Here is a 22,143-nt window from a genome sequence, read left to right as displayed (position 1 = left end):
AAGTGACAAAATGGCCATCATGAAGATCCGCGGAGGGGACTTAGACCTCGTCGAGTACGAGTTCACCTCCTTCTCCCCCGGCGAGCATATCCGGCCGTGCGGCCTCCAGAAAGACTACCGGCTCACACCGGTTGCCGGCACCGTCGTCGTCCGCGCTCCCGCACGGATTCACCTCACCGTGCTTGACATGAACCGGTTCTCCCCGGACCACCCCGGCGGGGGCGGCATCGGCTTTGCCATCGGGGTCTACTGCACCGCCGAGGTCGCGTGTACGGAGTCAGGCATCGAGATCGACTACTCCCGCGAACCGATCCTCCGCCACTTCGTGGAGGCCTTCCGGCAGGTCGTCGGCTACACGGGAGGATTCCAGATCCGCGCGCGCGACCACATGTACGAGCACGTCGGGCTCGGGTCCACGAGCACCATACTGATCGCGGTCGCTAACGCCCTCAACGCCGCCGTGGGCTCGCCGCTGACGAGCGACCAGCTCCGTCTCCTCCTCGGCTGCAACTTCGTCGAGGAGACGGAGGCCGGGAACGTCGCGTTCGGGTTCGAGACCGGCGTCGGGCCTGCCGCGAGCACCCACGGCGGTATGGTGGTGATGGGCGACGACCTGGCGCTCGTCTACCGGCACGCGTTCGCCGAGGGTAAAAACGTCTACATCGCCATTCCATCTTCCGATATCTCGTCGGCGGGGGAGAAGGAGTTCGACCTGCTGATGAACAAGGCCCGGACCCTGGACTACCGCGACCGCGAACTGAAGTCCTACCTCGTCCTGATGGACCTCATCCCGGCGCTCCAGCGCGGGGATCTCGAAAAAATCGGCGATGTCATCTGGGAGATCGAGTTCCGGGGCTCGAAGCGGGCCGAGGTGGAGCATCACGGGTTTGAGATCTACCGCTACATGGCGGCGCTCCGGGACGCCGGCCTTGAGTTCGTCGGAATGAGCTCGGTCGGGCCCTCGATCGCGGTCGTCACCGACCGCCCGGAGGATGAGGTGGCGGCGATTTTGGCAAAGGCCGGCCTCCGGGTCGCGATCGCGACCGAGGTGGACAACGAGGGGCTGAAGATCCGGGTGGAAGAGAGGGCGTGAGGGCCGGGGGGTTACCCGGCTTAAAAATTTCATTTTGCAGATTCCGGGGTGGATTGGGGATCCCGGTCGCAGCAGAACATGCATGCAGAGCGTATGGTCTGCCCGTGCAGGCTACCGTGACTTGTTCTTTTGATGATGAAATAGGGGCACACTATCGTCCGATGCTATTTACGTGTCCCAATACAGTGGACCGTGGGGATATCGCCATGGGGGAGGGGCTGACGGGGAGGGGGCATGCCCCCTCCCCTGTCTCCGTCACACCTGCGGTGCTTACCCATATTTATGGATAAATTGAGTCACAGCAGTCGATAATATGGTGCTCTCCTCCAAAATCACATACAACTATACTCCATTTTTAAGTTGAACTCAATTACAGAGATGTTGCTGTCTTCGGGCAGACTGCCTTGGATTGCACCTAATGCAGACTTGGTTCGCCGATCTATTTCCTTGCATATGAGAATCCCTGCTACTTTCTTAGTATCAAACTCCTCCATTATCTGATTCATGTAGTCCAAGAGTTGGACTAATGCATTGGAGGGCGGTTTGTCCCTTTTTAATTCAATGACGGTATATTTGTCATCCTGCTTATGCTTACAGAAGATATCGATATAGGTGCCATCTCTTGTACGATAATGCTGGTTCTTATCAACAATCTCTAAATCCGGGAACAGTTGATGAAAATTTCGCCGAACTACATCCTCTAAATGCAATTCTAACATATTGTCTATGACTAACGTTGTGATTCCTTCAGAGTTGGCCTCTAAATCCGTTTTTCCGGGATCACTTGTTAAGAAAAATTTCTCAAGAGCATCGAATTCTGCAACGATTTGGGATAACTCTTCGACCGGCAAATCGATTGGGGCGATAGTGCCGACAATTGTGTTTCTCAAGGCCAGATCACAAACCTTCCCTACGATATCATCTGCTCTTCCACATCTTTTGGCAACGTTTTCTATGAACTCCCTATAGGATGTGAAATCCTCCTCGGAAAGATCTTCATCCTCATCTCCCCTTCCGCTAAAAATAGACTTTCTTATGCTTGCTCTCTTCTCTTCTGATGTCGTAACAAACTCTCTGTAACAGGCGAGGAAGACATCAGGATGTTTTGTACGTCGATATTTATCTGTTAAGAGTATCTTACCAAGATAGTACTGTTTATTTTCACTTTTGAGAAAGTTAAAACCCCTTCCAGTCGCTCTTAGTCTGCGCTTCTTAACAGATATTAGTTTATAGGATTTTAGGGCCGTCAACCTTTCAAAGGTGGCTTCAGACAACTTATTTTTATTCATGTGTGTCATGGATTTCGTATTCAGATATCTGTCTCTTCGACCAGCGTTGCTTCCAGATCTTCATCGATAACTTTGAGGATAAAACGGGCAATCTCTCTTCTTTCATCCATGGTAGTTGGTATATCAAAACCACCAATAGTTTCAAGCTCTGAGATAAGTTGAAAAATAATCTCTTCGTTTTCTTCGAAGTTGATTGCCATGGGAACTATCCTGCAGATATGCTTTTATCCATATCTGCAATGAAGGAATATAATCTTCTCTTTAGTGCAGGGAATGTTTAATCTTGCCCTTAGACTACGGTCCAAGGAATGTGCCGATTTCTCCTCGTAACTATCCCTGATGTTTTTGCATCAGGTCCATCCTTCTACGTCGGTCTGGGAAATGCCCTCCCCCCTCACGCGACGGCATAGATCTCCCTCGAGGTCTCTTCCACCGCCTGGCGGAAGATCGGGTTTCGCACCGCAGACAGTTCAACCAGATCGATCTTGCGGCCGAAGGCCCGGGCCAGATCTTCGGCGAGACCGAAGTAAGCCCGTGCATGCTCCACCGGGGTCATCGGTTCGAACTCGACGACGAGGTCGATGCCGGGTCGAACCGGTCCCCTGCCGCCGAACCGAAGATGCCGAGCCTTCTGACGCGGTGGCGTGCCGCGATGCCGGCGAGATCGGGGATCTTCTCGTGGATGATGGGGTGCACCGGAGTCCTCTATGACGGTATTACTACTCCTGAGACATTAGCCCTTTCGGGTGAACCGTTCCAGCCCGGTCCCCCGGCTTCGGCATCAGCCCGATAGCGGGCGCCGTACTCGTGGCGGGAGTTCGCCGGGGGGCCAATTACTCGTTTATTTCCCGCCGCGCCTCGCACTGAAGAAAACGACACCAACCCCGATAATGAACATAATCGCCCCGGCTGCCGCCCAGAACTGGGATCCGCCCACGATAGGTTCCCAATTCGCGACACAGGGTGTCGGACTTTTGTGAGCCTCGTTATGAATGGGCGCAGCTGCAGGACGAAAAGGAGTATTGTTATCCGTACTGTCGTATCCCGTCATTGCCGGTATATACATCTGACGATCTGGTGCTCTCCCGTAAAAAGCCTTATATTCAATTTGATCCAAAGAAAAATATGTACGCTTCTAAAACTGGCGCCATACTGGCTCTTCTGTTCGTGGTGTTCATCACTGCAGCAGGATGTACTGCTCCCGGCTCCCAACTCCCTGAGGAGGGAGAACCGGATTATCCAATAGATTCTCTGGTCCTGACAACACTTAACAGAACTGTTCTTCCCGTCCCCGTCCCTTCGACGTCGCCTGCCCTGAATCCGGATCAGGTCGCAAGCTTTTCAGAGTATGGATATGGGGTCTGGGAGTTTGGCGAGGGGCTGGATTATGAGAAGAGACTGGACCTCATGCCGGATGGATACACCCCTGGATCAGATACCAATACAGAGAAACTTTTGACCTTCTTTGCCATGAGCGATATCCATATCACCGACAAAGAGTCTCCTGCTCAAGTGGTCTATTATGGCTATAAATGGGGTGTAATTTCAGGATACTCTCCGGCTATGCTGTATACCACCCATGTCTTCGACGCAGCAGTCCAGACGGTGAACGCCCTTCATAAAGAGAATCCATTTGACTTCGGCATATTCCTTGGTGATGCAATTAACAGCGGCCAGTACAACGAACTGCGATGGTATATCGATGTGCTTGACGGCAGGATGGTCAACCCCGATTCGGGTGACAAGGACGATCCAATCCCCGGCCCTCTCAACGATTACCAGGACCCATACAAAGCAGCAGGGCTTGATGAATCGATCAGATGGTATCAGGTTCTCGGCAATCACGATCACTTCTGGATGGGTCTCTTCCCTGTGGATGATCACGTCAACAGTGCCTTGACCGGTAACGCCGTACTCGAATTGGGTAATATCTTCTCCGACCCGCGCCAGTTGAAAAGCCGTGGCTTCTATATGGGAGCAATCGATGGTCGGACACCCTATGGTGACATTATCGGTGCAGGCCCTGTCACCGACTTCCCTGATGGTCCCCCAACGGTCCCGGCCGATCAAAATCGCAGTTCCCTCTCGAGAACAGAGTTGATCGGTGAATTTTTAGACTCCTCTTCAAGCCCAGAAGGGCATGGATTCAGCCAGTCCGATAGAACAACGGGATTTGCCTGTTATTCATTCGAACCGAGATCAGATATTCCGATAAAGGTCATTGTGCTTGATGATACCCAGAGGGACGATGATCCCGGTGAAGGCAGCTCCGGATTTGGTTCTATCGATCAGGAACGGTACGACTGGCTGGTACAAGAACTCGAGAGTGGTCAGGCTGAAGGAAAACTTATGATCATCGCAGCACACATCCCGATAGTCATCCAAGAGGACGAAGCCGGTCTGAGTTCGTTGATGAAATGGAGTCAGTACGCTGCGGTATCTGATGTTGATCTGATAGCCAAACTTCAGACCTATCCAAATCTCATGGTATGGATCTCGGGGCATCGCCATCAAAATACCGTGATCCCTATCAAATCTCCGGATGCTGACCGCCCTGAGCTCGGTTTCTGGCAGGTTGAAACCGCGTCACTGCGGGAGTTCCCCCAGCAGTTCCGGATCTTCGAGGTCGTCTATAACGGCGACGATACCGTCTCGATCTTTACGACCAATGTCGATCCGGCGGTCAGAGACGGATCGCCCGCTGCCAGATCGCGGTCGTATGCTATCGCAGCCCAACAGATATTCCAATCTCCCGTAGAGATGAAACCGAGCGGCGCATATAATGCAGAACTTGTTCTCCAGTTGACCCCGGAGATGCAGGAGATACTTCAGAAGACAGGAAGATTCAGCAGACTGGAAGAGCTCTCTAGGCAGGCGATCACACTTTAATGGGCCCGGTCTACCGGTGAGCCCTGACCTGCCACCCTTTTTCTCATATCGATCGAGCTAATTCCTCTTCCCGGATTCGACATCTCTCACAGCCGGGGCCTTCCCCCGCTCACCCCGCTCAGATACTATTCTTCCGATAATCGTACTCTCCGCTCGCGATCCGCTCCATCACGATCTCTCCAATGGCGCGGAGCCGGCTCGCGGGGAAGTAGCCCGACGAAACGCTCGTCCCCCTGGTCGAGGAGAGGAGGTACACCCTCGCCCTCGCGACGCCGAAGAGCCGGGCGACCGGGCCTTCCACGATCCGGACCATCTACACCTTGCCGTAGCTCTCATCACGACGGTCTCGCTGTCGACGGCGCCGTTCAAGAACGAGAAGATATGCAGCCATAGAACTGGATGAAAAAGTATTCAAAATAGTAGAAGGACCACGCTGGATGATGAGAGCCCCATATCCTCACAGATCTGATTTATCTGGGTCACTCGTTGATGTAAGTAACAGAGGAAGGAGGTATTCGGATTTCGTCGTCGACGTCTACGATCATTTTCGGATAATTTCGAGAGATCCCCAACGGGCTCTAGGTAGAAGCCCGATGATGAAAGCAATCACCCCGGCTACTGCCCACGATCGGTCCGCAATTCGCGACGCAGAGAATCGGGCGCATCTGGATTATCGCTAGACCCTGCAGAAACCAGAGCAGACCAAGAAATGCAATAAAGGCGCCGACAAGCATGCCTACAATTTGTATGAGTTTCATTCTTAACCCGGCTACCAGAGCTTATCTTATATCAAAATTACGGATATCCCGGAAAAGTAATGCTCGACAGCCACCATCTTCCCGGCATTGCAGATTTCATAGAAATCATCTTATAATACATGCCGGATACAGACCACCGGTAATGCATATGGAACTGAGGGCGCAATTTACAGATGACGAATGGAGAAACCTCGTCAGTTTACCGTACGCGATCTCAATGGCGGTTATTGTCGCAGCACCATCGGTCCTGGGTGCGTGGGGCGAAATGAAAGCCATGGTACAGGAACCCACACACCTGGCAGCCGAAAGCGGCAGTGCTCTGGTCGGCCTCATATCGGCCGAGATGCAATCAAAGGGAAAGGAGTTGATTAAAGAGCAACAGGACCTGATGAAGCACGACCAGACGGGCTACAGGAATACAACCATCAAGGCGGCAAAATCTGCTTCCTCAGCCCTGTCCAGAGTACCTCCCGACGAGGCAATGGCTTACAAAAAGTGGTCGCTGGCGATAGGCCGGAAGGTTGCCGAAGCAGCAAAGGAGCATGGCGTTGCTATTAGCGAGCCGGAAGAGGCGGTTCTCGGCGAGATCTCCGACGCTTTCGGCATCAGTGCAGAGATCGCCGCTTAAGGAGGGAGAACCGAAGCGATCTTTTCATTTTCCGTTTGATCTCGCAATCGCTTGACGGTCCATGCATTTTATCCTCCTATTATTCCGGGTCTATGGGGATAGTGACTCTGCGGCTCTGTCACCCGCCCCATGCATCTGAAACCTTACCCGGGAAGGAGGCGAACAGCCAGGTCTGTTCCTTCCATTTTCTCCCTCTTTCATGGCTTTGAACCGATGGATCGCGGTCAGATACTATTCTCCCGGTAATCGTACTCCCCGCTCGCGATCCGCTCCATTACAATCTCGCCTACGGCGGCGAGGCGGTTTTCGGGGAAATACCCCGAAGATATGCTCGCACTCCCGGTAGAGGAGAGCATGTACACGCTTCCTCTGGCTACGTTGAAGATCCTTGCAATCGGACCCTTCTCGATCCGGACCATCTGCACCTTATCGTAGTTCATGACGACAGTCTCGCGGTCGACGGCACCGTTCACGAATGTGAAGAGGTCTTCACCGGTGCCGAACTCCGCGACCCTGTAGGAGACATACGCAGCGTAGATTATCGCGAGGATTGCCAGTGCCGTAACCAGGGGCAGCACATACTGCAAGGCCACGCCCAGGACACCAACAACCCCGATCAGGGCTGCAGCCTCGCGGTAGACATACACCGAAGGGTAGAACATCACCGCAGCCACTACCAGGGACGCTATGGCGGCTCTTATCAAGAGCACGCTCTTTGCGCCTTCGGGCTGCCTGTTTGGATTGCGTTCGTAAACGAACTCCGGCACCAGTTCCCGGAGAATCTTCTGCTGTGTCGCATCGTCTTTGAGAAGGCAGAGAACCGGGCGCGAACTTCCTCCGCCCTCCGATACCAGCCCTACTACTTCAGCCTCTATGCACGACCTGTGCAGAAGCCGGGCCGCAAGCGTGCTTTTGACACGGACGGCATTGATCCTTGAGACGTTGAAGGATGTTTTGTACGTCCTAACCAGACCATGCTGCAGGTATATCGTGTCGCCCCTGCGATACACCTTGTAGTTGTAGTAACGGAATATGAGCGAGACCGAAGGCGCTATCTGGACTGCAACGAACATCAGCAGGGGAACCAGCGCCTTACCGCCCACCTGGAACCCTGCCACTGTGGATACATACAGTTCAAACAGAGAATAGGCCAGGAACGCAGAGCCCAGTATGGTCTGGTAGGTTGAAACACTGAACAGACCGTGTATGACCACGTCCATCGGGGAGAACGATGCCACAGACTCAATGGTCTCATCCTCCTCCGGGGAGATAGTATGGTCATACAGCCGCCGCGACATCCCGGATCGTATTTCGTCCGCTATATCCTGCTTGAACGTCAGGACTGCTTCCGGAACCGTGGCGCTGCTCCCCGAGTTAATGTTGATCAGCAACTTCGATGTCCCGAACAGCCTGTTCGATATGTCCCGGTTCACGTTGACCGACGCTATTTTTGAGTAGGGGAGGGTCTTCTTCATTTTAAAGAGGGTGTCCCTCTCTACCACGACATCCCTTTCGTTGAACTGGATGGTCGTTCTCTTCCACTGCCTGTAGTTGAAGAGCAGGAGTGCGACAAGAAAGAGCGCAAGTACGGTCACAATCGCGCTGCTATCGATCGCTACAAAGAGGAGAATCAAAAACATCACCGCTGAAGAGAACGCCTTGAGTGATTTCTCCAGGATGACGGTTGGGTGACACCTGACCTTTTCGTTGGGCACTTTTATCTCACCTGGGTAAGGAGAACCTGAGAGGTCGCCACTTCTGCTCTTCCGTTCAGGACGGTCTTGTTCGTACTGCCGACCCGCGGCCGGTTCTCCGGCCTGGCCGGGTCGATACAGAACGGTCTTGGGTTTGTTCCGGAATGGTTGTGCTCATCCCCGCTACTCGGGCGGGCCAGGGAGCCATCTGCATCTTCGCATAGCCCGTATTGCTGCTGCAATCTCTTACCTCCTTCTCCGGGGTCTCGATCAGTCGTTTGCAGGTCCTGGCAGGGAGGTCGGGGCAGGTGACTTCCGATCCTGGAGCATCCTGCCGATCAGGTTGTTAAGCCGGTCGGCTACCTTCTCTGCCTCTTCGATCTCCAGGTAATTGATGGTCGCATCTCCCCCCGCGGTGGTTATGGTGACATCCCCAAGGCCGAGCATGTTGTCGATCGGGCCCCTGGTGACTTCCACCTGGTGCACCCTCTCGATCGGTACCAGGATGTGTCGTATCACGAGAATCCCATAGCGCACATCCACCTTGTCCTCAGTGATCTGGTACCTGTACCGGGCATAGTAGACCGGCGGGGCCGCCACCATATAAACCAGGGCGATCGCCAGGACCGCCAGGCAGGCGTATTGAACAAAATCATAGTAAGGGCCCAAGAACCCCTGCGAGTAGGATCTCAGGAGGAAACATACTCCCAGCAGTATTGTGTAGGATATGGCATAACCGATGTACATCGAGAGCATGCACTTCCGGTTCAGCCTTCTGTAACCCACCCCTCCTTCATCCGCCTCATGAACAGGTGCCCCCTTATCAACCATAGATCGCCCTGTCGTCGGGCCTGGAAAAGGCATAGTTAAATTTAAAATTTAGCACAATTTAAGGTATCCCGTAGAACGTCCGCATTCTCTGCCCCTGATCCCGCAATGACCAGAACAGCCTGACGGTGTGTCGGCCAGGAGGAGAACACGGACCTGCATTCCAAACCCGCGGTACGCCCGAACATGAGGTTTCCGCTATCCTGGCCGCGAACAGGACGAGAACCTCCCCTGGATCGGGCCTTAAGCCACGCACATCCTCCAGGACGGGGCGGTTCGCCTGCATGCACCCGTTCAACCGCTGTCCGCCGGATAATCGTCACGGCTGCCCGCGCCCCGGGGTGAGGCTTTCTGAGGAGAGACCCGGTGATGCGTGGGTGTTCGGGATGCCCTCACCAGTCCCGTGCGGGCTGGTTCACGGGCGCTTCCAGGACACGCAGAACCATATACCGGGGAGCCTGCCGGCTCACGCAGGAGCCCCTTCCCTTACGATAACACCCGGGCCGGGCTCACCCCCGGTCCCGGGCAAAAAAAAGGATACTGGCCGACTTAGAAGTCGGTCATGATCCTGAACTGGTCGATCTCTTCGGTGTCGAGTTCCTTGAGGAACTCTTCTGCCGCGTCCTGGATGTTCTTGCTCGCGGTGATGGCCCGGCCGACGACGAGGATATCGGCGCCGGCATGGAGCGCATCCTTCACGACGTGCTGCCTGATGCCGCCCGCCGTCGCGACCAGCAGCCGCTTACCGCCCGCCTTCTTGATCGCCGCGATGTCTCCCCAGGCGTACGCGGTCTCCTCGACGTCGATGCCCCGGTGGAGTTCAACGACGTCCGGCTTCACCTTGAGCTGCTCGACGACGGCCCGCGGGTCTTTGACGTTGAGCATGTCCACCACGGTGTAGATGCCGGTCTTCCGGGTGTCTTCGATCGCCTTCTCGATGGTAGAGAGGGGCGCAAGACCGGATATCACGACAGCATCGGCACCGGCGTCGGCGGTCATCCGGGCCTCGAGGTTCCCGGTATCGAGCGTCTTTAAGTCGGCGACGATGAACGCGTTCGGGCGGAGTTCCCGGATCTCGGATATGATCGAGAGGCCGAACTTCTTGATCAGGGGCGTCCCGGCCTCGATGATCAGGTGGTCGTTCTGGGGCAGCGACTCAAGGACCCTCCTCATGTGGTTCTTGTCCACGAGGTCCATAGCGACCTGCAGGTACGGCGGGTTCCAGAGGCGCTGGACCTTGAATCCCATGACCGCGTGGGCCGCCCGGTCTTTCTCGTGCATGAGCGTATCGACGTCGGGGAACCGGTCAAGAGCCCGGCGGAGCGCGAGTTTCATCGCGCCGTAGTTGAACCGGTAAATCTTGTTGTAGTCCTCTGCGGTGGGGTGGACGAAGACGCTGGCCATGATGACGGTGTCCTCGATATCGACCCCCTCAAAGACGCCCTCCTCGACCGAGTCGGCGACGGCCTTCGCCACCGCTGCCTGCACGGGCCCGAACATCTGGTTCACCTGGTACTCCTTCTTCAGGGTGACCTTCGGTATGACGAGCGTCGAGGGCTTCGTCGGCAGGTTCGGCCTGATGACCGCAAGGAGCGGCGTGTGGCCCTTCGAGAGCTGCGAGATCGAGTTCGCAAACGCCTGTCCTACCGCGCCCTCTTTGTTCCCCATTATCAGATCTATATGCGCAAGTTCTGCGCCGTCTCCAACCAATGCTTCACCGATGAGATACATACAAATGCCCTCAGATAGTGCACAAATATTGGTGAGACATCTATTAAAGATCTCCCGGGTTGTCCCGTAAAACCGCTCAGGGAGCGGGTTTTTTTCGAGGAGAGCGGGAAAAAGAGGGATATCATGCCCCGGGGACGACCCGGCCGGGCGCGAGACAGTATCCATCTCTGTGGGGAGTTCTCCGGGCGCGCTCGCGGTGATCGAAGACGGCGGGGTCGAAGAGGTGTGGGTGGCCTGCATCGAGAGCGACGGCAATATCGGCGCTCACCTATCGGCACCGGGCCGGCCGGGCGGCTGAAGAAGAGTACAGAATAACCGGACCGGGGCAAACCTTGCGGTCTTCGGTATACATCAGAGGAAAGGCCGGTTTACGAGAATGTGGGGTCGGTGAGATTTGAACTCACGATCGACGGGTCTCTCCGACATGCATCAGTGCTCCAACGGGTCATCATCTTTCAATCAGGAGACCCATTGTTCATCACGTGCAAAGACCGCTGGAGCCCGTCGCCATTCCGGGCTTGGCCACGACCCCACTCTCTATATCGTTGACGCCATGCAGTATAAGGGTTGCGCTGGGAGAAACCAGTAATCATATAACGGTACCGACACCCATTTATATAGAATGGTTGAGGGCAGTTACGCGTGTGGGAACTCGCAAAAACCTCTGATCGGCATCACCATCGGCGAGATGCTGAACCGAATAGCAGCGGCGCATCCGGATAGCGACGCACTCATCTCAGTCCACCAGAATATACGGTGGACGTATGCTGAGTTTCTCGAGCATGTCAACACCCTTGCGCGCGCCCTCATGGCGCTTGATGTAGAGCGTGGAGACCGGGTCGCCATATGGGCGCTGAACTATGCGGAGTGGATACTCGTCCAGTTCGCCACCGCGAAGATCGGCGCCATCATGGTGAACATCAACCCGGCATACAGGACGTACGAGTTTGAGTACGCTCTCAAGCAGTCCGAAGTCCAGACGGTCCTCCTCCAGGGGCGGTTCAAGACGTCCGATTACGTCGGCATGTTCTACGAGTCCTGCCCTGAGGCGTTCGAGGCAAAGCCGGGCCGGATCAACTGCGACAGGTTCCCGTTCTTAAAGAACGTCGTCTTCCTCGGCGACATCCCTTACAACGGCATGTACACCTGGGACGACCTCCTGGCAAAGGCCGCGCTCATCAGCCCCGACGAGCTCCGGGAGCGTGAGGAGTCGCTCGACTTCGACGACGCGGTCAACATCCAGTACACCAGCGGGACCACCGGGTTCCCGAAGGGGGTTGTCCTGACCCACCACAACATATTGAACAACGGTTTCATCATCGGCGAGGGGATGAGATTCACCCACAAAGACCGGCTCTGCATCCCGGTGCCCTTTTACCACTGTTTCGGTATGGTCCTCTCCAACATGGCCTGCGTCACCCACGGCGCCGCGATGATCCTGCCTTCACCGGTCTTCAACGCCGAAGCGGTCCTCACTGCGGTGCAGGAAGAGCGGTGCACGGCGCTCCACGGCGTGCCCACAATGTTCATCGCCGAACTCTGTCACCCGGACTTCCCGAAATACCGGCTTGATACGCTCCGCACCGGTATCATGGCCGGGTCGCCCTGCCCGACCGAGGTGATGCGGGAGGTCAACCGGGAGATGCATATGTCGGACATCGTGATCGTCTACGGGCAGACGGAAACCTCGCCCGGCGTCACGATGACCACGATCGATGATCCGCTCGAGCGGCGGGTCTCCACTGTCGGGAGACCGTTCCCCCACACCGAGATCAAGATCATCGACCCGAACACAAAGCGGATCCTTCCCCGCGGGGAGACCGGCGAGATCTGCGCCCGCGGTTACTGCGTGATGCGATGTTACTACAACAACCCAAACGCCACGCGGGCGACGATCGACGAGAACGGCTGGAACCACACCGGGGACCTCGGGGTGATGGACGAGGAGGACTACGTCAAGATCGTCGGGCGTTTGAAGGATATGGTGATCCGCGGCGGCGAGAACATCTACCCGCGTGAGATTGAGGAGTTTCTCCACAACCACCCGAAGATATCCGACGCCTACGTTATCGGCGTGCCGGACAAGAAGTACGGCGAGGAGTTGATGGCCTGGATCAAGACGGAGAACGGGGCAAAACTCACCGAGAACGAGGTGAAGGAGTTCTGCCGCGGCAGGATAGCGCATTTTAAGATACCGCGGTATGTCAAGTTTGTCGATGAGTTCCCGATGACGGTCTCGGGGAAGGTCATGAAGTTTAAGATGCAGGAGATGGCAATCGAGGAACTCAGTCTCGAGCATGCATCAAAGATCGAGACCGCGTAACCGGCGCTCTCTTTTTTGCCCCGGGGTGAGACTGCCAGGGGGCGCATCATCTCTCCTGCGGGAGGAGACGCAGGTCTGCGCCACAACCGGGCTGATTCAGGATGCCGGTTGGCGTGAGCGGGGCACCGGTTGGGAATACCGGGGCTGAAGAGCGGTTTAACCTCACCATAACGGCGGGAGACCGGGGGGGTGATGTCTCCCTCCGGTGCGGCCAGGCCCCGGGCCAACGTATTTATGTCGAGATCACTATCCGGCTCCAGCGTGGGGGTGTAGGGTCAGGATGTGCACCCTGTAGAGAACCCTTCCCTCCGTATCTACCCTGCTTATCAGCCCTCGGGGGCGTGCGCAACGCTCCGCCACTGGCCATACCCCAGACTTCACCGTTCTACGCCGTAAGGGAACCCGGACGCATACGCCCTCATGCCGGAGCCTCGCCCCCGCACGAGGGCCGGCGAGGTGCATGTACGATACCAGGAGGTATCAGGTATGAAACGACTCATGGGTAAAATAGCAGTTGCGGCTGTTATGGTCGCCGCTGTTGTGCTCGTCGCGGGTGTGGTTTCGGCTCAACTATTTCCACCGGGTCCGGGACCGACACAGGTATTGCCAGGACCGGGACCGACACAGACGCCATCCGGGGCGACCGCGATCACGAGCGGGCCGGGGGACAAGGGGTTTCCTGCAATCTCGGGCAACACCATTGTCTGGCTTGACAACAGTACCATGTCGGTGCAGGTCTACGATGCTGCATCCGGGCGGAGCATGGCGATCCCGGGGAACAGCACCTATGCGGTGGTGTCCATGCGGCAGGTGGATGTTTCAGGAAACTATGTCGTCTGGACTGGCCTGAACGCCGCGACGATGTCATCCGATATCTACCTCTATGATACCGCGAGGGGTTCGGTGACGCCGCTCACGAACGATCCGGTCTACCAGGCGCTTCCGTCAATATCAGGCAACTTCGTCGGCTGGGTGAATTTGGATATGGCAACCGGAAGGGGCGAGATCTACTGGTATAACATCGCTAACGGGCACACCGGTTCGCTTCTCGAGAATGCTTCAATCAACCAGATCTTCCCGACTGCCGGTGGAGGTTTCATAACCTGGCTCGACGACCGTAGAGCCAGTGGTCACGCTGACCTGTGCTGGGTTTCACTCACCAAGGGGGATCTGATGCGGTATGTCGCGTCAGGCAACGTGTCAAGCCCTCCCGCAGTTTCGAGCGACGGGAGATGGATCGTCTGGGTTGTTGAAAAGGCCCGGTCACCAGTCCTATATATGCTGGATACCACCACTGAGAAGGTGCAGCAGATCGCGGGTGAGGGAGCCATGCCGGCCAATCCCGCCGTCGACGGTAACTATGTTGTCTGGACCGACTACCGGAATGGAAACGGCGATATCTATCTCTATGATATCCAGAGCGGGCAGGAAAGACAGATCACATCCGATAGCGCGGAACAGATGTTCCCGGATATATCCAACGGCAGGATAGTCTGGATGGGCAACAACGACGGGGCCTGGAACATCTACTCTGCCAGCATCGGCGGGGGAGCGCAGCCCACCTACGCACCGACCGGGTACCCCACTTACGCACCGACCGGGTATCCAACCTACGCGCCGACCGGGTACCCCACTTACGCACCGACCGGGCATCCAACCTATGCACCGACCGGGTATCCAACCTACGCGCCGACCGGGCATCCAACCTATGCACCGACCGGGTATCCAACCTACGCGCCGACCGGGTACCCAACCTATGCACCACGCTACTCCACCCTGATGGGAGAGGCGGGGAATGCGTCGCCCCTGATCGAGATGAACTCCAGCGCCTTTGCGAACGGCACGTCGATCCCCGTCCGGTATACATGTGACGGAGACAACATATCGCCCCCGCTCTCCTGGAGCGGTGTGCCTGAGGAGACGGAGAGCCTTGCCCTGATCGTGGACGACCCCGACGCGCCGGGAGGGAACTTCACCCACTGGGTCATCTACAACATCTCCCCGGAAGAGAGCGGCCTTGCGGAAGGACTGCCCCGTGAGCGGGACCTCCCCAGGGGCATGCACCAGGGGAACAACAGTCTCGGCACCACCGGCTACACCGGACCCTGCCCTCCCCGGGGTCCGGCGCACCACTACGTCTTCCACCTCTACGCTCTCAACGCGACCCCGGACCTCCCGGCAACCGTCGACCGGGCGGTCCTTGAGGCGGAGATACAGAACTACACCGTCGCTGAAGGGGTGCTCGTAGGGACCTACGGCCGGTGAACGCGATGCCGCCCGGCTTGAGCCCTATGCGGGTCGTATGTGCCGGGAAGAGGGGCTACCCGGCGGGGAGAAGGAACCCCTGCAGCCCCTCTTCTGGCAAAAAAGGATTCAGGCCTCGCGAGCCCGACCGACCAGCGCCCGGGCCGCGGCGGCGGCTTCCCGGACGATCTCCTCTTCTCCCGGCACCGTCCGCTCGTGCATCAGGACCCTGCCCTGGCAGAGGACGGTCATGACCGCGCCGCCGTTGCAGGCGTAGACGATGTTTGAGTCGGTGTGGTGGAGGGGGGTGTTGCAGGTCGCCCGGGCGTCGAGGAGGACAATGTCGGCCGGCGCTCCCGTGGTCAGGGTCCCGGGGCCGGTCCCGAGCGCCCGGGCGCCCGCTCTCGTAGCCATCGCGACCGCTTCGCCTGCGGGGAGCAGGGTCGGCGAGTTCCAGGCGAACTTCTGCAGGAGGGCGGCGAACTTCATCTCCTCCATGAGGTCGAGGCTGTTGTTCGAGGCGCAGCCGTCGGTCCCGAGGCAGACGTTCGCCCCGTGCTGCTTCAGCCAGTGGTAGGGCATGGCCCGGTTGACGGCGAGTTTCATGTTGCTCGCCGGGTTGTGGGAGGCAGAGACGCCCCGCTCGCCGAGGAGCCGGCACTCGGCCTCGTCGAGCCAGCAGCAGTGCGCGGCGACGGTTCTGGGAGTAAGGCACCCGCAGTCATCGAGGAGGGCCGCGGGGCGTTTGCCGAACTGCGCGACGCAGTCGACGACCTCCTTTTCGGTCTCGGAGAGGTGGACGTGGATGCCGATCCCCTGCTCTTCTGCGAAGTTGGCGCACCAGCGCAGGCCTTCGGGGGAGACGGTGTAGATCGAGTGGGGGCCGACGGCCGCCTTGATGCGCGGGTTTCCAAGCGACTTCACGTGGGAGACGAGGGCTTCTGTCGCCCGGATCTCGGCCTCCCGCTTCTCGGCGTTCCCGAGGTCGATGAACCCATAGGCGAGCGTCGCCCGGAGACCCATATCGTCGACCGCCTGCGCCGCCCGGTCCATGAAGAAGTACATGTCGTTGAACGCGACCGTGCCGCTCTTGATCATCTCAAGGCACGCGAGTTTCGTCCCCCAGTAGACGTCGTCGCCGGAGAGATGGGCTTCGAGCGGCCATATCTTCTGCGAGAGCCACTCCTGCAGCGGCATATCGTCCCCGTAGCCCCGGAGCAGGGTCATTGCAGCGTGGGTGTGGGTGTTGACCAGGCCCGGGACGGCAAGCCGGTCGGAGCCGTCGATGACGACATCGGCGTCATACTCGCGCCGGATGCCCTCCCCGATCCCCGCAATCGTTCCTGTCTCGTCGATAGCGATGTCCACAGTCGATCCGTTGATGGTGGCCCCGGCGATCAGGACCGATCCCCGGGCGGTGAATATGTCGTTCATGCAAGACGCTCCACAATACTCTCTAGAATCTTCTCGGTCCTCCGGCAGTTCGCCCGGGAGGTCTCAAGGATATGTTCGTAGGTCAGGGTCTCTTCCCCGAGGCCGTTCGCGTAGTTGTCCACGGTGCAGACGGCGGCAAACCGCATGCCGAGTTCCAGTGCGAGCGTCGCCTCGCTTGCGACCGTCATGCCGACGACGTCCGCGACTTTGGCGAGCGCCCGGACTTCGGCGACCGTCTCTATCCGCGGCCCCCGGGTCTGGGCGTAGACGCCGCCCATCCGGGCCTCCGGCACCAGTTCCCCGAGGGTGCGGACGAGATCCGCGTCCAGTTCCGGCCGGATATGGTCGATGGTGCACTCGTGGATGGACGGGATGTCGGTGACGCTCAGGTAGTCAGTGGGGATAACAAGCGAGCCCGGCGGGATCTCCGACTTCAGGGAGCCGGCGGAGCCGAACGCTATGATATCGTCCACCCCGAGGATGGCGAGCGCGGCGAGGCACGCCCGGTAGTTGATGCGGTGTGGGGGGAGGTTGTGCTGGTGGCGCAGGAGGAGGGCGAAGGCTCCGGTGTGGACCTCGGCCTTCCCGTAGGGCGTGGCGACGGTCTTCTTCTCAAGCGGCGGCAGGTCGGCGAAGAGGAGGCTTGTGCCCCCGATGATCCCGAGCACTATACGCACCCCGCCCGGCGGTGCACGCCCTCCCGGCCGGCCGGGAGGGCCGTAGCGGCATACGCTCGTCCGTGTGACATGCTGTGTAGAGGGTTGGTGTCCGACCGGAAAATCCCATCTATATGGTGCTGCAGGATCGGTTCGTAAGGGTTTACACCTCCGGCGACAACCGGAATGGGCATGGGCAGGTTTGAGATTGTCGGGGAGGACGCCATCCGGGACGGGCGGTGCACGGATATCTACTTCCAGCGCGTCGTGGACGTCATGGAGAAGGACGGCGTCAACCCGCATGTCACGATGGAGGTGACGGCGGCAGGGCTCCCCGACCCGTGGGGGGTCTTCTGCGGCCTTGACGACGTTGTCCGGCTGCTCGAGGGCGTCCCGGTGGACGTGGATGCCATGCCGGAGGGTTCGATCTTCTCCAAAAACGAGCCGGTCCTCCGGGTGTCGGGGCGCTACCGGGACTTTGCGGTCTACGAGACCGCCATCCTCGGGTTCCTCTGCCACGCCTCGGGGGTGGCGTCCGCGGCTGCGCATATGAAGCTGGCCGCACGGGACCGCCCGGTCTTCTCCTTCGGCTCGCGCCGCCAGCACCCGGCGATCGCGGCGATGATCGAGCGGGCGGCCTGGATCGGCGGGGTGGACGCTGCGAGCAACACCTGTGCGCCGGAGGGGATCCCGCTCGCGGGGACGATGCCGCACGCGTTCGTTATGTGCTACCCGCGGCCTGAGGATGCCTGGCAGGCGTTTGCACGGGAGGCGGGCCCGGAGGTGCCGCGGATCATGCTCTGCGATACGCTCTCCGACGAGAAGGTCGAGGCGGTCCGGGCGGCGGCGTGCGGTGCGACTGCCGTCCGGCTGGATACGCCGCGGTCCCGGCGGGGGGATATGCGGGCGATCGTCGAGGAGGTGCGCTGGGAACTCGACGTCCACGGCTACCCGGACGTGAAGATCTTCCTCTCGGGCGGGCTCTCGCGTGAGGATGTCGTCGCCTACCGCGACGTCGCCGACGCATTCGGCATCGGGGGCGCTATAGCAAACGCGCCGGTGATCGACTTTGCTATGGACATCGTCGATATCGAGGGGCGGCCATACGCGAAGCGGGGGAAGCGGAGCGGCGTTAAACAGGTCTACGAGATGCCCGGCCGGCGGGTCACGCTGCCCCTCGGGGCTCCTGCGCCGGAGGGCGGGGTGCCACTCCTCGTCCCCTGCATCAGGCAGGGCGCCGTCGTCGCGCGCCCGAACATGGACGATGCGCGGGAGCGGGTGCTCTCCCGGCTTTCGGGCCTTGCTCGCGAGGTATAGGGGAGCGGCCGGCCCCAATCCTTTTTAAGTGATCGCGATCAACATTGTAGGGTAACAGGGGCCGATAGATCAGGGGTAGATCGCTTCCTTGGCATGGAAGAGGCCGCGGGTTCAATTCCCGCTCGGTCCATGTTGTTCTTTTGACAGTGTTTTTCCGTGAGTTGCATCTCGGCGTACCGTAAGGCGTTTCTATCAACCGTTCCGGCACTTCTCCTGGAGAACGATCGCCTCCGCTCCCGGGGTCGCCTGCTGTCGCGGTCCACTGTTATTCTTCCGGTCTCCTGTCCAGGTGCCGCTCGCGTATATACCGGCATAGAGATGGTGCCGGCTCCCCGGGGAGCAGGCCGACCCGAGGAATAACGAATCTGTTATATAACAGATTCGTTATATAACTGATCTGTCAGGTGTCGTACATGCTGCCCGTAGGAAGCCCCGCAACAGGAGATGACTTCGTCGACCGCGAGCGCGAGACCGCGTTCATCCTGAGCACCATCAAGAACGACCACGTCATGCTCGTCGCCCCCCGGCGGTTCGGCAAGACCTCGATCATGCGAAAGATCGAGAGAGACCTCGCAAGCAAACGCCAATCGTGCGTATTCCTTGAGGTCGAGAGCGTAAACTCGCCGGGGGAGTTCATCACCGATCTCGTCACGGCGCTCGTCGAGTGCGAGGGAGCGAGCGCTAAGGCCCGGATCTCCTCGGCGCTCGGGAAGGCGTTTGCCCTGGTGCAGGAGAACATCGATGAGATCGAGACCCCGGCCTTCAGGGCAAAGCTCCGGGGCCGGCTGAGAGCGGAGTTCTCAGACGACTGGCACGAGAAGGCAAAGAAGGTGGACGAGATCTTTGCAGGGCTCACCGGGCCGGTCTGCATCATCCTCGACGAGTTTCCGGTTGCCATACAGAATATGGGGGAGGACGATGCGAGGAAGTTCCTGCTGTGGTTCCGGCGGCTACGGCAGGTCTCGCCCGGGGTGAGGTTCATCGTCGGGGGCTCGGTCAGCATCGACCACGTCGTCTACCATATCGGCGGAACCCCGGTCATAAACGACTTCCGGAGAGTCACCATCGGGGGGTTCAGCGAAGATGTCGCACTCTCCGTCGTCGAACGTGTCTTCCGGGAGGAAGGGTGGGAGTATTCTCCGGAGATCGGGCGAGCGGTTCTCGACTGCGTGGGCGAGCCCTACATCCCCTACTTCATCATGATCGTCCTCTCCGGCCTGAAGGAAGAGGTGGAGATCTCCGGAGGGGCGCCCTCTCCGGCGCTGGTCGAGAGGGTCTACAACAGGAGGATCCTCGGCAGCGAGGGGCGCCACTACTTTGAGCACTACTCGCGCCGTCTCCAGACGACCTACTCCGGGCAGGAGGCGAAGGCCGCCCGCGCCATCTTAAGCAGGGTGAGTCTCGCGGAGTTCCTGCCTACGGGGGTTGCCTATGAGATCTTTCGGCAGAGCACCGGATCGGAGAGCGAGGATGCGTTTAGAGCGCTTCTGGCACAACTGAACCACGACTTCTACGTCGCCTCGGAAACTCCTGGCGAGTTGCGGTTCTATTCGAAGATGCTCCGGGACTGGTGGAGGATCTATTATGCCGGCACCTGGTAGGTGTTACCGCTACTTCCCCGCGGCCCTTGAGGGGAAGACGCTCGAGCACCTTCTTGTCGGCCGGCAGGAGCTCCTGGAGAGCCTGTTCGACGAAACGGACCGGGCGTCCGCGAGCAAAACGCCGCGATTCTTCCTCCTGGTCGGGCCCCGGGGCGCCGGGAAGTCTCACCTGATGAGCCTGCTCTGCCGGAGGATACGCGACGAACTCTCCGGCCGGGTGATCCCTGTACATCTTGCTGGGGAGGAGTACTCGATATTCAGGGCATCCGACTTCTTTCTCCGGGTGCTCGCGGGGATGGGGGTCGAGACCGGGGATGTGACCGCACTCGAGGACGACCTGCTGGTCCGCGAGGCCGCGGTCGAGAGGATCACCGCATCGGCCGGAGAGAGGCAGGTCGTGGTATTCGTCGAGAACATCCACGAGGTCTTTTCCCAGATGGACAGGCCCGAGGTCCGGGCGCTGCGGTCGGTCTTCCAGCGGGCAGATAACCTTTCGGTCATTGCGTCGGCACCGTCGCTCTTCCCCGGGGTCCTCGACCATGAGGAACCGTTTTACAACTTCTTCCGGGTCTTTCACCTCCGGGAACTCGACTGCGCCGAGTCGAAAGAGTTCATGCAGAGGGTCGCGGAGGTCGACGGCAATACTGCCTTCATCAAGAACTTCGGTGACTACGAGCCCGGCATCGAGGCCCTCTGGCACCTCATCGGCGGCAACCCGGGGCTGGTGGTCCGGCTGTACGAGATCCTCTCGCAGTGCGGGGCAGGCGAGGTGGCGGAGGCCTTCTTCAGGCTGGCGGACGAGCAGACGCCCTACTACCAGGAGGTGTTCCGGAGGCTTCCGGGGCAGCGGCGGCTCATTCTCGATACGATCCTCACCGCAGAGACCCCGCTCACGCCCAAAGACGTCGCACAGCATGCCCGGCTGAACCTGGCGACGGTGAACGTGCAGCTCCGGAGGCTGGAGGCCGAGGGCTACGTCGTCTCCCGCCCGATGAAGAAGAGGACAATCTATGAGGCCCGGGATCGGCTTTTTGCGCTGTGGCGGGCGATGCGGAAGCCGGCCGGCCGGGACCGGGTGTTTGCCCTCATCGGATTTCTGGAGGTCTGGCATGAGCATCCGGTGGCCGTCGATACAACGTACCGGGGAGTGCCGGGCGTTATGGAAGGCGTTGCCCTGCCGGACCGGGTCGCGGCCGGGAGGCGGGAGGATGCTCTGGCGGCGCTGCAGGAGGCCGGGGGACAACTCCACGACCCTGACCGGCTAGCGCGGTTCGTGCAGCTCGCGCTCGATCTCGCGCGGGAGGAGCTGCTGGCCGGGAACCGGGCAAACGGCCTCTCCCTGATCCGGGCGGCGTATGCGCACGCGGGCCGCCTGGACCCGGCAACGGCACGGAGGATGACGGCGGGGTTCCTGAAGCGGCTCGCCGGGGCGGGGCAGGTCTCCACGGTCGGGAGCGCCGTTCGCGAGATCGTTCTATCCGGGGGCGCCGGGTATGAGGGGTTTTTGAAGCCGGTCACGGATGCCGTGGCAATCGTCGAGACGAAGGATACGAGGCTGTACTACACGAGGCTGCAGCCGGAGGAGCGGGCGATCGTTGCCGGGATTGTCCGGGCGATCACGGGGTCGGAGGAGCTGGGGGTGGGGGTTTAGGGGTTGG

General features: G+C 59.1%; 19 protein-coding genes and 2 tRNA genes. 9 read left to right on the top strand and 12 right to left on the bottom strand.

The features are described from left to right. The first annotated feature begins 10 nt into the window (after positions 1–10). The gene (locus BP846_RS01305) at positions 11–1,093 is read left to right on the top strand and encodes a GHMP kinase (RefSeq protein ID WP_292392235.1); all 1,083 of its coding nucleotides are present in this window, start codon (positions 11–13) and stop codon (positions 1,091–1,093) included. Positions 1,094–1,425: 332 nt separating this feature from the next. On the opposite strand, the gene BP846_RS01300 is transcribed toward BP846_RS01305, so the two are convergent. From BP846_RS01300 to BP846_RS01285, 4 genes are all read right to left on the bottom strand, one after another. Then, positions 1,426–2,382, bottom strand: coding sequence for an endonuclease NucS domain-containing protein (locus BP846_RS01300; RefSeq protein WP_292392234.1), 957 nt, complete (start codon positions 2,380–2,382; stop codon positions 1,426–1,428). Between the two features lie 20 nt (positions 2,383–2,402). After that, positions 2,403–2,582: a hypothetical protein gene (locus BP846_RS01295; RefSeq protein ID WP_261597734.1), complete on the bottom strand. Its 180-nt coding sequence runs from the start codon at positions 2,580–2,582 to the stop codon at positions 2,403–2,405. A gap of 194 nt (positions 2,583–2,776) precedes the next feature. Next, the gene (locus tag BP846_RS01290; RefSeq protein ID WP_292392233.1) at positions 2,777–2,938 is read right to left on the bottom strand and encodes a hypothetical protein; all 162 of its coding nucleotides are present in this window, start codon (positions 2,936–2,938) and stop codon (positions 2,777–2,779) included. Beyond that, the gene (locus BP846_RS01285) at positions 2,935–3,078 is read right to left on the bottom strand and encodes a hypothetical protein (protein ID WP_292392232.1); all 144 of its coding nucleotides are present in this window, start codon (positions 3,076–3,078) and stop codon (positions 2,935–2,937) included. The genes BP846_RS01290 and BP846_RS01285 overlap by 4 nt, the downstream gene beginning before the upstream one ends. A 429-nt stretch (positions 3,079–3,507) precedes the next feature. Between BP846_RS01285 and BP846_RS01280 the strand changes: the two genes are divergently transcribed. Continuing rightward, positions 3,508–5,271, top strand: a complete 1,764-nt coding sequence (locus tag BP846_RS01280) for a TIGR03768 family metallophosphoesterase (RefSeq protein WP_292392231.1) — start codon at positions 3,508–3,510, stop codon at positions 5,269–5,271. A 118-nt stretch (positions 5,272–5,389) separates the two neighbouring features. On the opposite strand, the gene BP846_RS01275 is transcribed toward BP846_RS01280, so the two are convergent. Next, a complete protein-coding gene (locus BP846_RS01275; protein WP_292392230.1) occupies positions 5,390–5,584 on the bottom strand; it encodes a hypothetical protein in 195 nt (64 codons plus the stop codon). Positions 5,585–6,171: 587 nt separating this feature from the next. Here BP846_RS01275 and BP846_RS01270 point away from each other — a divergent pair. Next, positions 6,172–6,657, top strand: coding sequence for a hypothetical protein (locus tag BP846_RS01270; RefSeq protein WP_292392229.1), 486 nt, complete (start codon positions 6,172–6,174; stop codon positions 6,655–6,657). A gap of 224 nt (positions 6,658–6,881) precedes the next feature. On the opposite strand, the gene BP846_RS01265 is transcribed toward BP846_RS01270, so the two are convergent. From BP846_RS01265 to BP846_RS01245, 5 genes are all read right to left on the bottom strand, one after another. Then, a complete protein-coding gene (locus BP846_RS01265; RefSeq protein ID WP_292392228.1) occupies positions 6,882–8,372 on the bottom strand; it encodes a PH domain-containing protein in 1,491 nt (496 codons plus the stop codon). Positions 8,373–8,621: 249 nt separating this feature from the next. Further along, the gene (locus BP846_RS01260) at positions 8,622–9,182 is read right to left on the bottom strand and encodes a PH domain-containing protein (protein WP_292392227.1); all 561 of its coding nucleotides are present in this window, start codon (positions 9,180–9,182) and stop codon (positions 8,622–8,624) included. Between the two features lie 546 nt (positions 9,183–9,728). Then, a complete protein-coding gene (locus BP846_RS01255) occupies positions 9,729–10,910 on the bottom strand; it encodes a bifunctional 5,6,7,8-tetrahydromethanopterin hydro-lyase/3-hexulose-6-phosphate synthase (protein WP_292392226.1) in 1,182 nt (393 codons plus the stop codon). Positions 10,911–11,031: 121 nt separating this feature from the next. Further along, positions 11,032–11,178: a hypothetical protein gene (locus tag BP846_RS01250; RefSeq protein WP_292392225.1), complete on the bottom strand. Its 147-nt coding sequence runs from the start codon at positions 11,176–11,178 to the stop codon at positions 11,032–11,034. 111 nt (positions 11,179–11,289) lie between these two features. After that, positions 11,290–11,442: transfer RNA gene (locus BP846_RS01245), tRNA-Trp, on the bottom strand. A 90-nt stretch (positions 11,443–11,532) separates the two neighbouring features. Between BP846_RS01245 and BP846_RS01240 the strand changes: the two genes are divergently transcribed. Both BP846_RS01240 and BP846_RS01235 read left to right on the top strand, forming a co-directional pair. Continuing rightward, the gene (locus BP846_RS01240) at positions 11,533–13,233 is read left to right on the top strand and encodes an AMP-binding protein (protein WP_292392224.1); all 1,701 of its coding nucleotides are present in this window, start codon (positions 11,533–11,535) and stop codon (positions 13,231–13,233) included. Positions 13,234–13,719: 486 nt separating this feature from the next. After that, positions 13,720–15,498 carry a YbhB/YbcL family Raf kinase inhibitor-like protein gene (locus BP846_RS01235; protein ID WP_292392223.1) on the top strand — a complete coding sequence of 593 codons (1,779 nt, stop codon included), beginning with the start codon at positions 13,720–13,722 and terminating at the stop codon, positions 15,496–15,498. A 108-nt stretch (positions 15,499–15,606) separates the two neighbouring features. On the opposite strand, the gene BP846_RS01230 is transcribed toward BP846_RS01235, so the two are convergent. Both BP846_RS01230 and BP846_RS01225 read right to left on the bottom strand, forming a co-directional pair. Continuing rightward, positions 15,607–16,911 carry an amidohydrolase family protein gene (locus BP846_RS01230; RefSeq protein WP_292392222.1) on the bottom strand — a complete coding sequence of 435 codons (1,305 nt, stop codon included), beginning with the start codon at positions 16,909–16,911 and terminating at the stop codon, positions 15,607–15,609. Further along, positions 16,908–17,579 carry an MTAP family purine nucleoside phosphorylase gene (locus BP846_RS01225; protein WP_292392221.1) on the bottom strand — a complete coding sequence of 224 codons (672 nt, stop codon included), beginning with the start codon at positions 17,577–17,579 and terminating at the stop codon, positions 16,908–16,910. The genes BP846_RS01230 and BP846_RS01225 overlap by 4 nt, the downstream gene beginning before the upstream one ends. Before the next feature lie 180 nt (positions 17,580–17,759). Between BP846_RS01225 and BP846_RS01220 the strand changes: the two genes are divergently transcribed. The 4 genes from BP846_RS01220 (at position 17,760) to BP846_RS01205 (ending at position 22,136) form a co-directional block, all read left to right on the top strand. Then, positions 17,760–18,884, top strand: a complete 1,125-nt coding sequence (locus tag BP846_RS01220) for a nicotinate phosphoribosyltransferase (RefSeq protein ID WP_292392220.1) — start codon at positions 17,760–17,762, stop codon at positions 18,882–18,884. Between the two features lie 58 nt (positions 18,885–18,942). After that, positions 18,943–19,014: transfer RNA gene (locus tag BP846_RS01215), tRNA-Ala, on the top strand. Between the two features lie 283 nt (positions 19,015–19,297). Beyond that, the gene (locus tag BP846_RS01210) at positions 19,298–20,485 is read left to right on the top strand and encodes a hypothetical protein (RefSeq protein ID WP_292392219.1); all 1,188 of its coding nucleotides are present in this window, start codon (positions 19,298–19,300) and stop codon (positions 20,483–20,485) included. After that, complete coding sequence (locus BP846_RS01205; RefSeq protein WP_292392218.1) at positions 20,469–22,136, top strand: AAA family ATPase; 1,668 nt, start codon at positions 20,469–20,471, stop codon at positions 22,134–22,136. Before BP846_RS01210 ends, BP846_RS01205 begins: the two co-directional genes overlap by 17 nt. Positions 22,137–22,143: the final 7 nt, after the last annotated feature.

It is taken from the genome of Methanoculleus sp. UBA303 (assembly GCA_002501655.1).
In the GTDB taxonomy this organism is placed as follows: domain Archaea; phylum Halobacteriota; class Methanomicrobia; order Methanomicrobiales; family Methanoculleaceae; genus Methanoculleus.
The sequence above is the reverse complement of the archived record's forward strand: the minus strand, read 5'-3'. Positions and strand labels throughout refer to the sequence as shown.

Coding starts and splice junctions, on each gene's coding strand:
- BP846_RS01305 (WP_292392235.1), top strand. CDS start 11: ATGGCCATCATGAAGATCCGCGGAGGGGACTTAGACCTCGTCGAGTAC.
- BP846_RS01300 (WP_292392234.1), bottom strand. CDS start 2,382: ATGAATAAAAATAAGTTGTCTGAAGCCACCTTTGAAAGGTTGACGGCC.
- BP846_RS01295 (WP_261597734.1), bottom strand. CDS start 2,582: ATGGCAATCAACTTCGAAGAAAACGAAGAGATTATTTTTCAACTTATC.
- BP846_RS01290 (WP_292392233.1), bottom strand. CDS start 2,938: ATGACCCCGGTGGAGCATGCACGGGCTTACTTCGGTCTCGCCGAAGAT.
- BP846_RS01280 (WP_292392231.1), top strand. CDS start 3,508: ATGTACGCTTCTAAAACTGGCGCCATACTGGCTCTTCTGTTCGTGGTG.
- BP846_RS01275 (WP_292392230.1), bottom strand. CDS start 5,584: ATGGTCCGGATCGTGGAAGGCCCGGTCGCCCGGCTCTTCGGCGTCGCG.
- BP846_RS01270 (WP_292392229.1), top strand. CDS start 6,172: ATGCATATGGAACTGAGGGCGCAATTTACAGATGACGAATGGAGAAAC.
- BP846_RS01260 (WP_292392227.1), bottom strand. CDS start 9,182: ATGGTTGATAAGGGGGCACCTGTTCATGAGGCGGATGAAGGAGGGGTG.
- BP846_RS01255 (WP_292392226.1), bottom strand. CDS start 10,910: ATGTATCTCATCGGTGAAGCATTGGTTGGAGACGGCGCAGAACTTGCG.
- BP846_RS01240 (WP_292392224.1), top strand. CDS start 11,533: ATGGTTGAGGGCAGTTACGCGTGTGGGAACTCGCAAAAACCTCTGATC.
- BP846_RS01235 (WP_292392223.1), top strand. CDS start 13,720: ATGAAACGACTCATGGGTAAAATAGCAGTTGCGGCTGTTATGGTCGCC.
- BP846_RS01230 (WP_292392222.1), bottom strand. CDS start 16,911: ATGAACGACATATTCACCGCCCGGGGATCGGTCCTGATCGCCGGGGCC.
- BP846_RS01220 (WP_292392220.1), top strand. CDS start 17,760: ATGGGCAGGTTTGAGATTGTCGGGGAGGACGCCATCCGGGACGGGCGG.
- BP846_RS01210 (WP_292392219.1), top strand. CDS start 19,298: ATGCTGCCCGTAGGAAGCCCCGCAACAGGAGATGACTTCGTCGACCGC.
- BP846_RS01205 (WP_292392218.1), top strand. CDS start 20,469: ATGCCGGCACCTGGTAGGTGTTACCGCTACTTCCCCGCGGCCCTTGAG.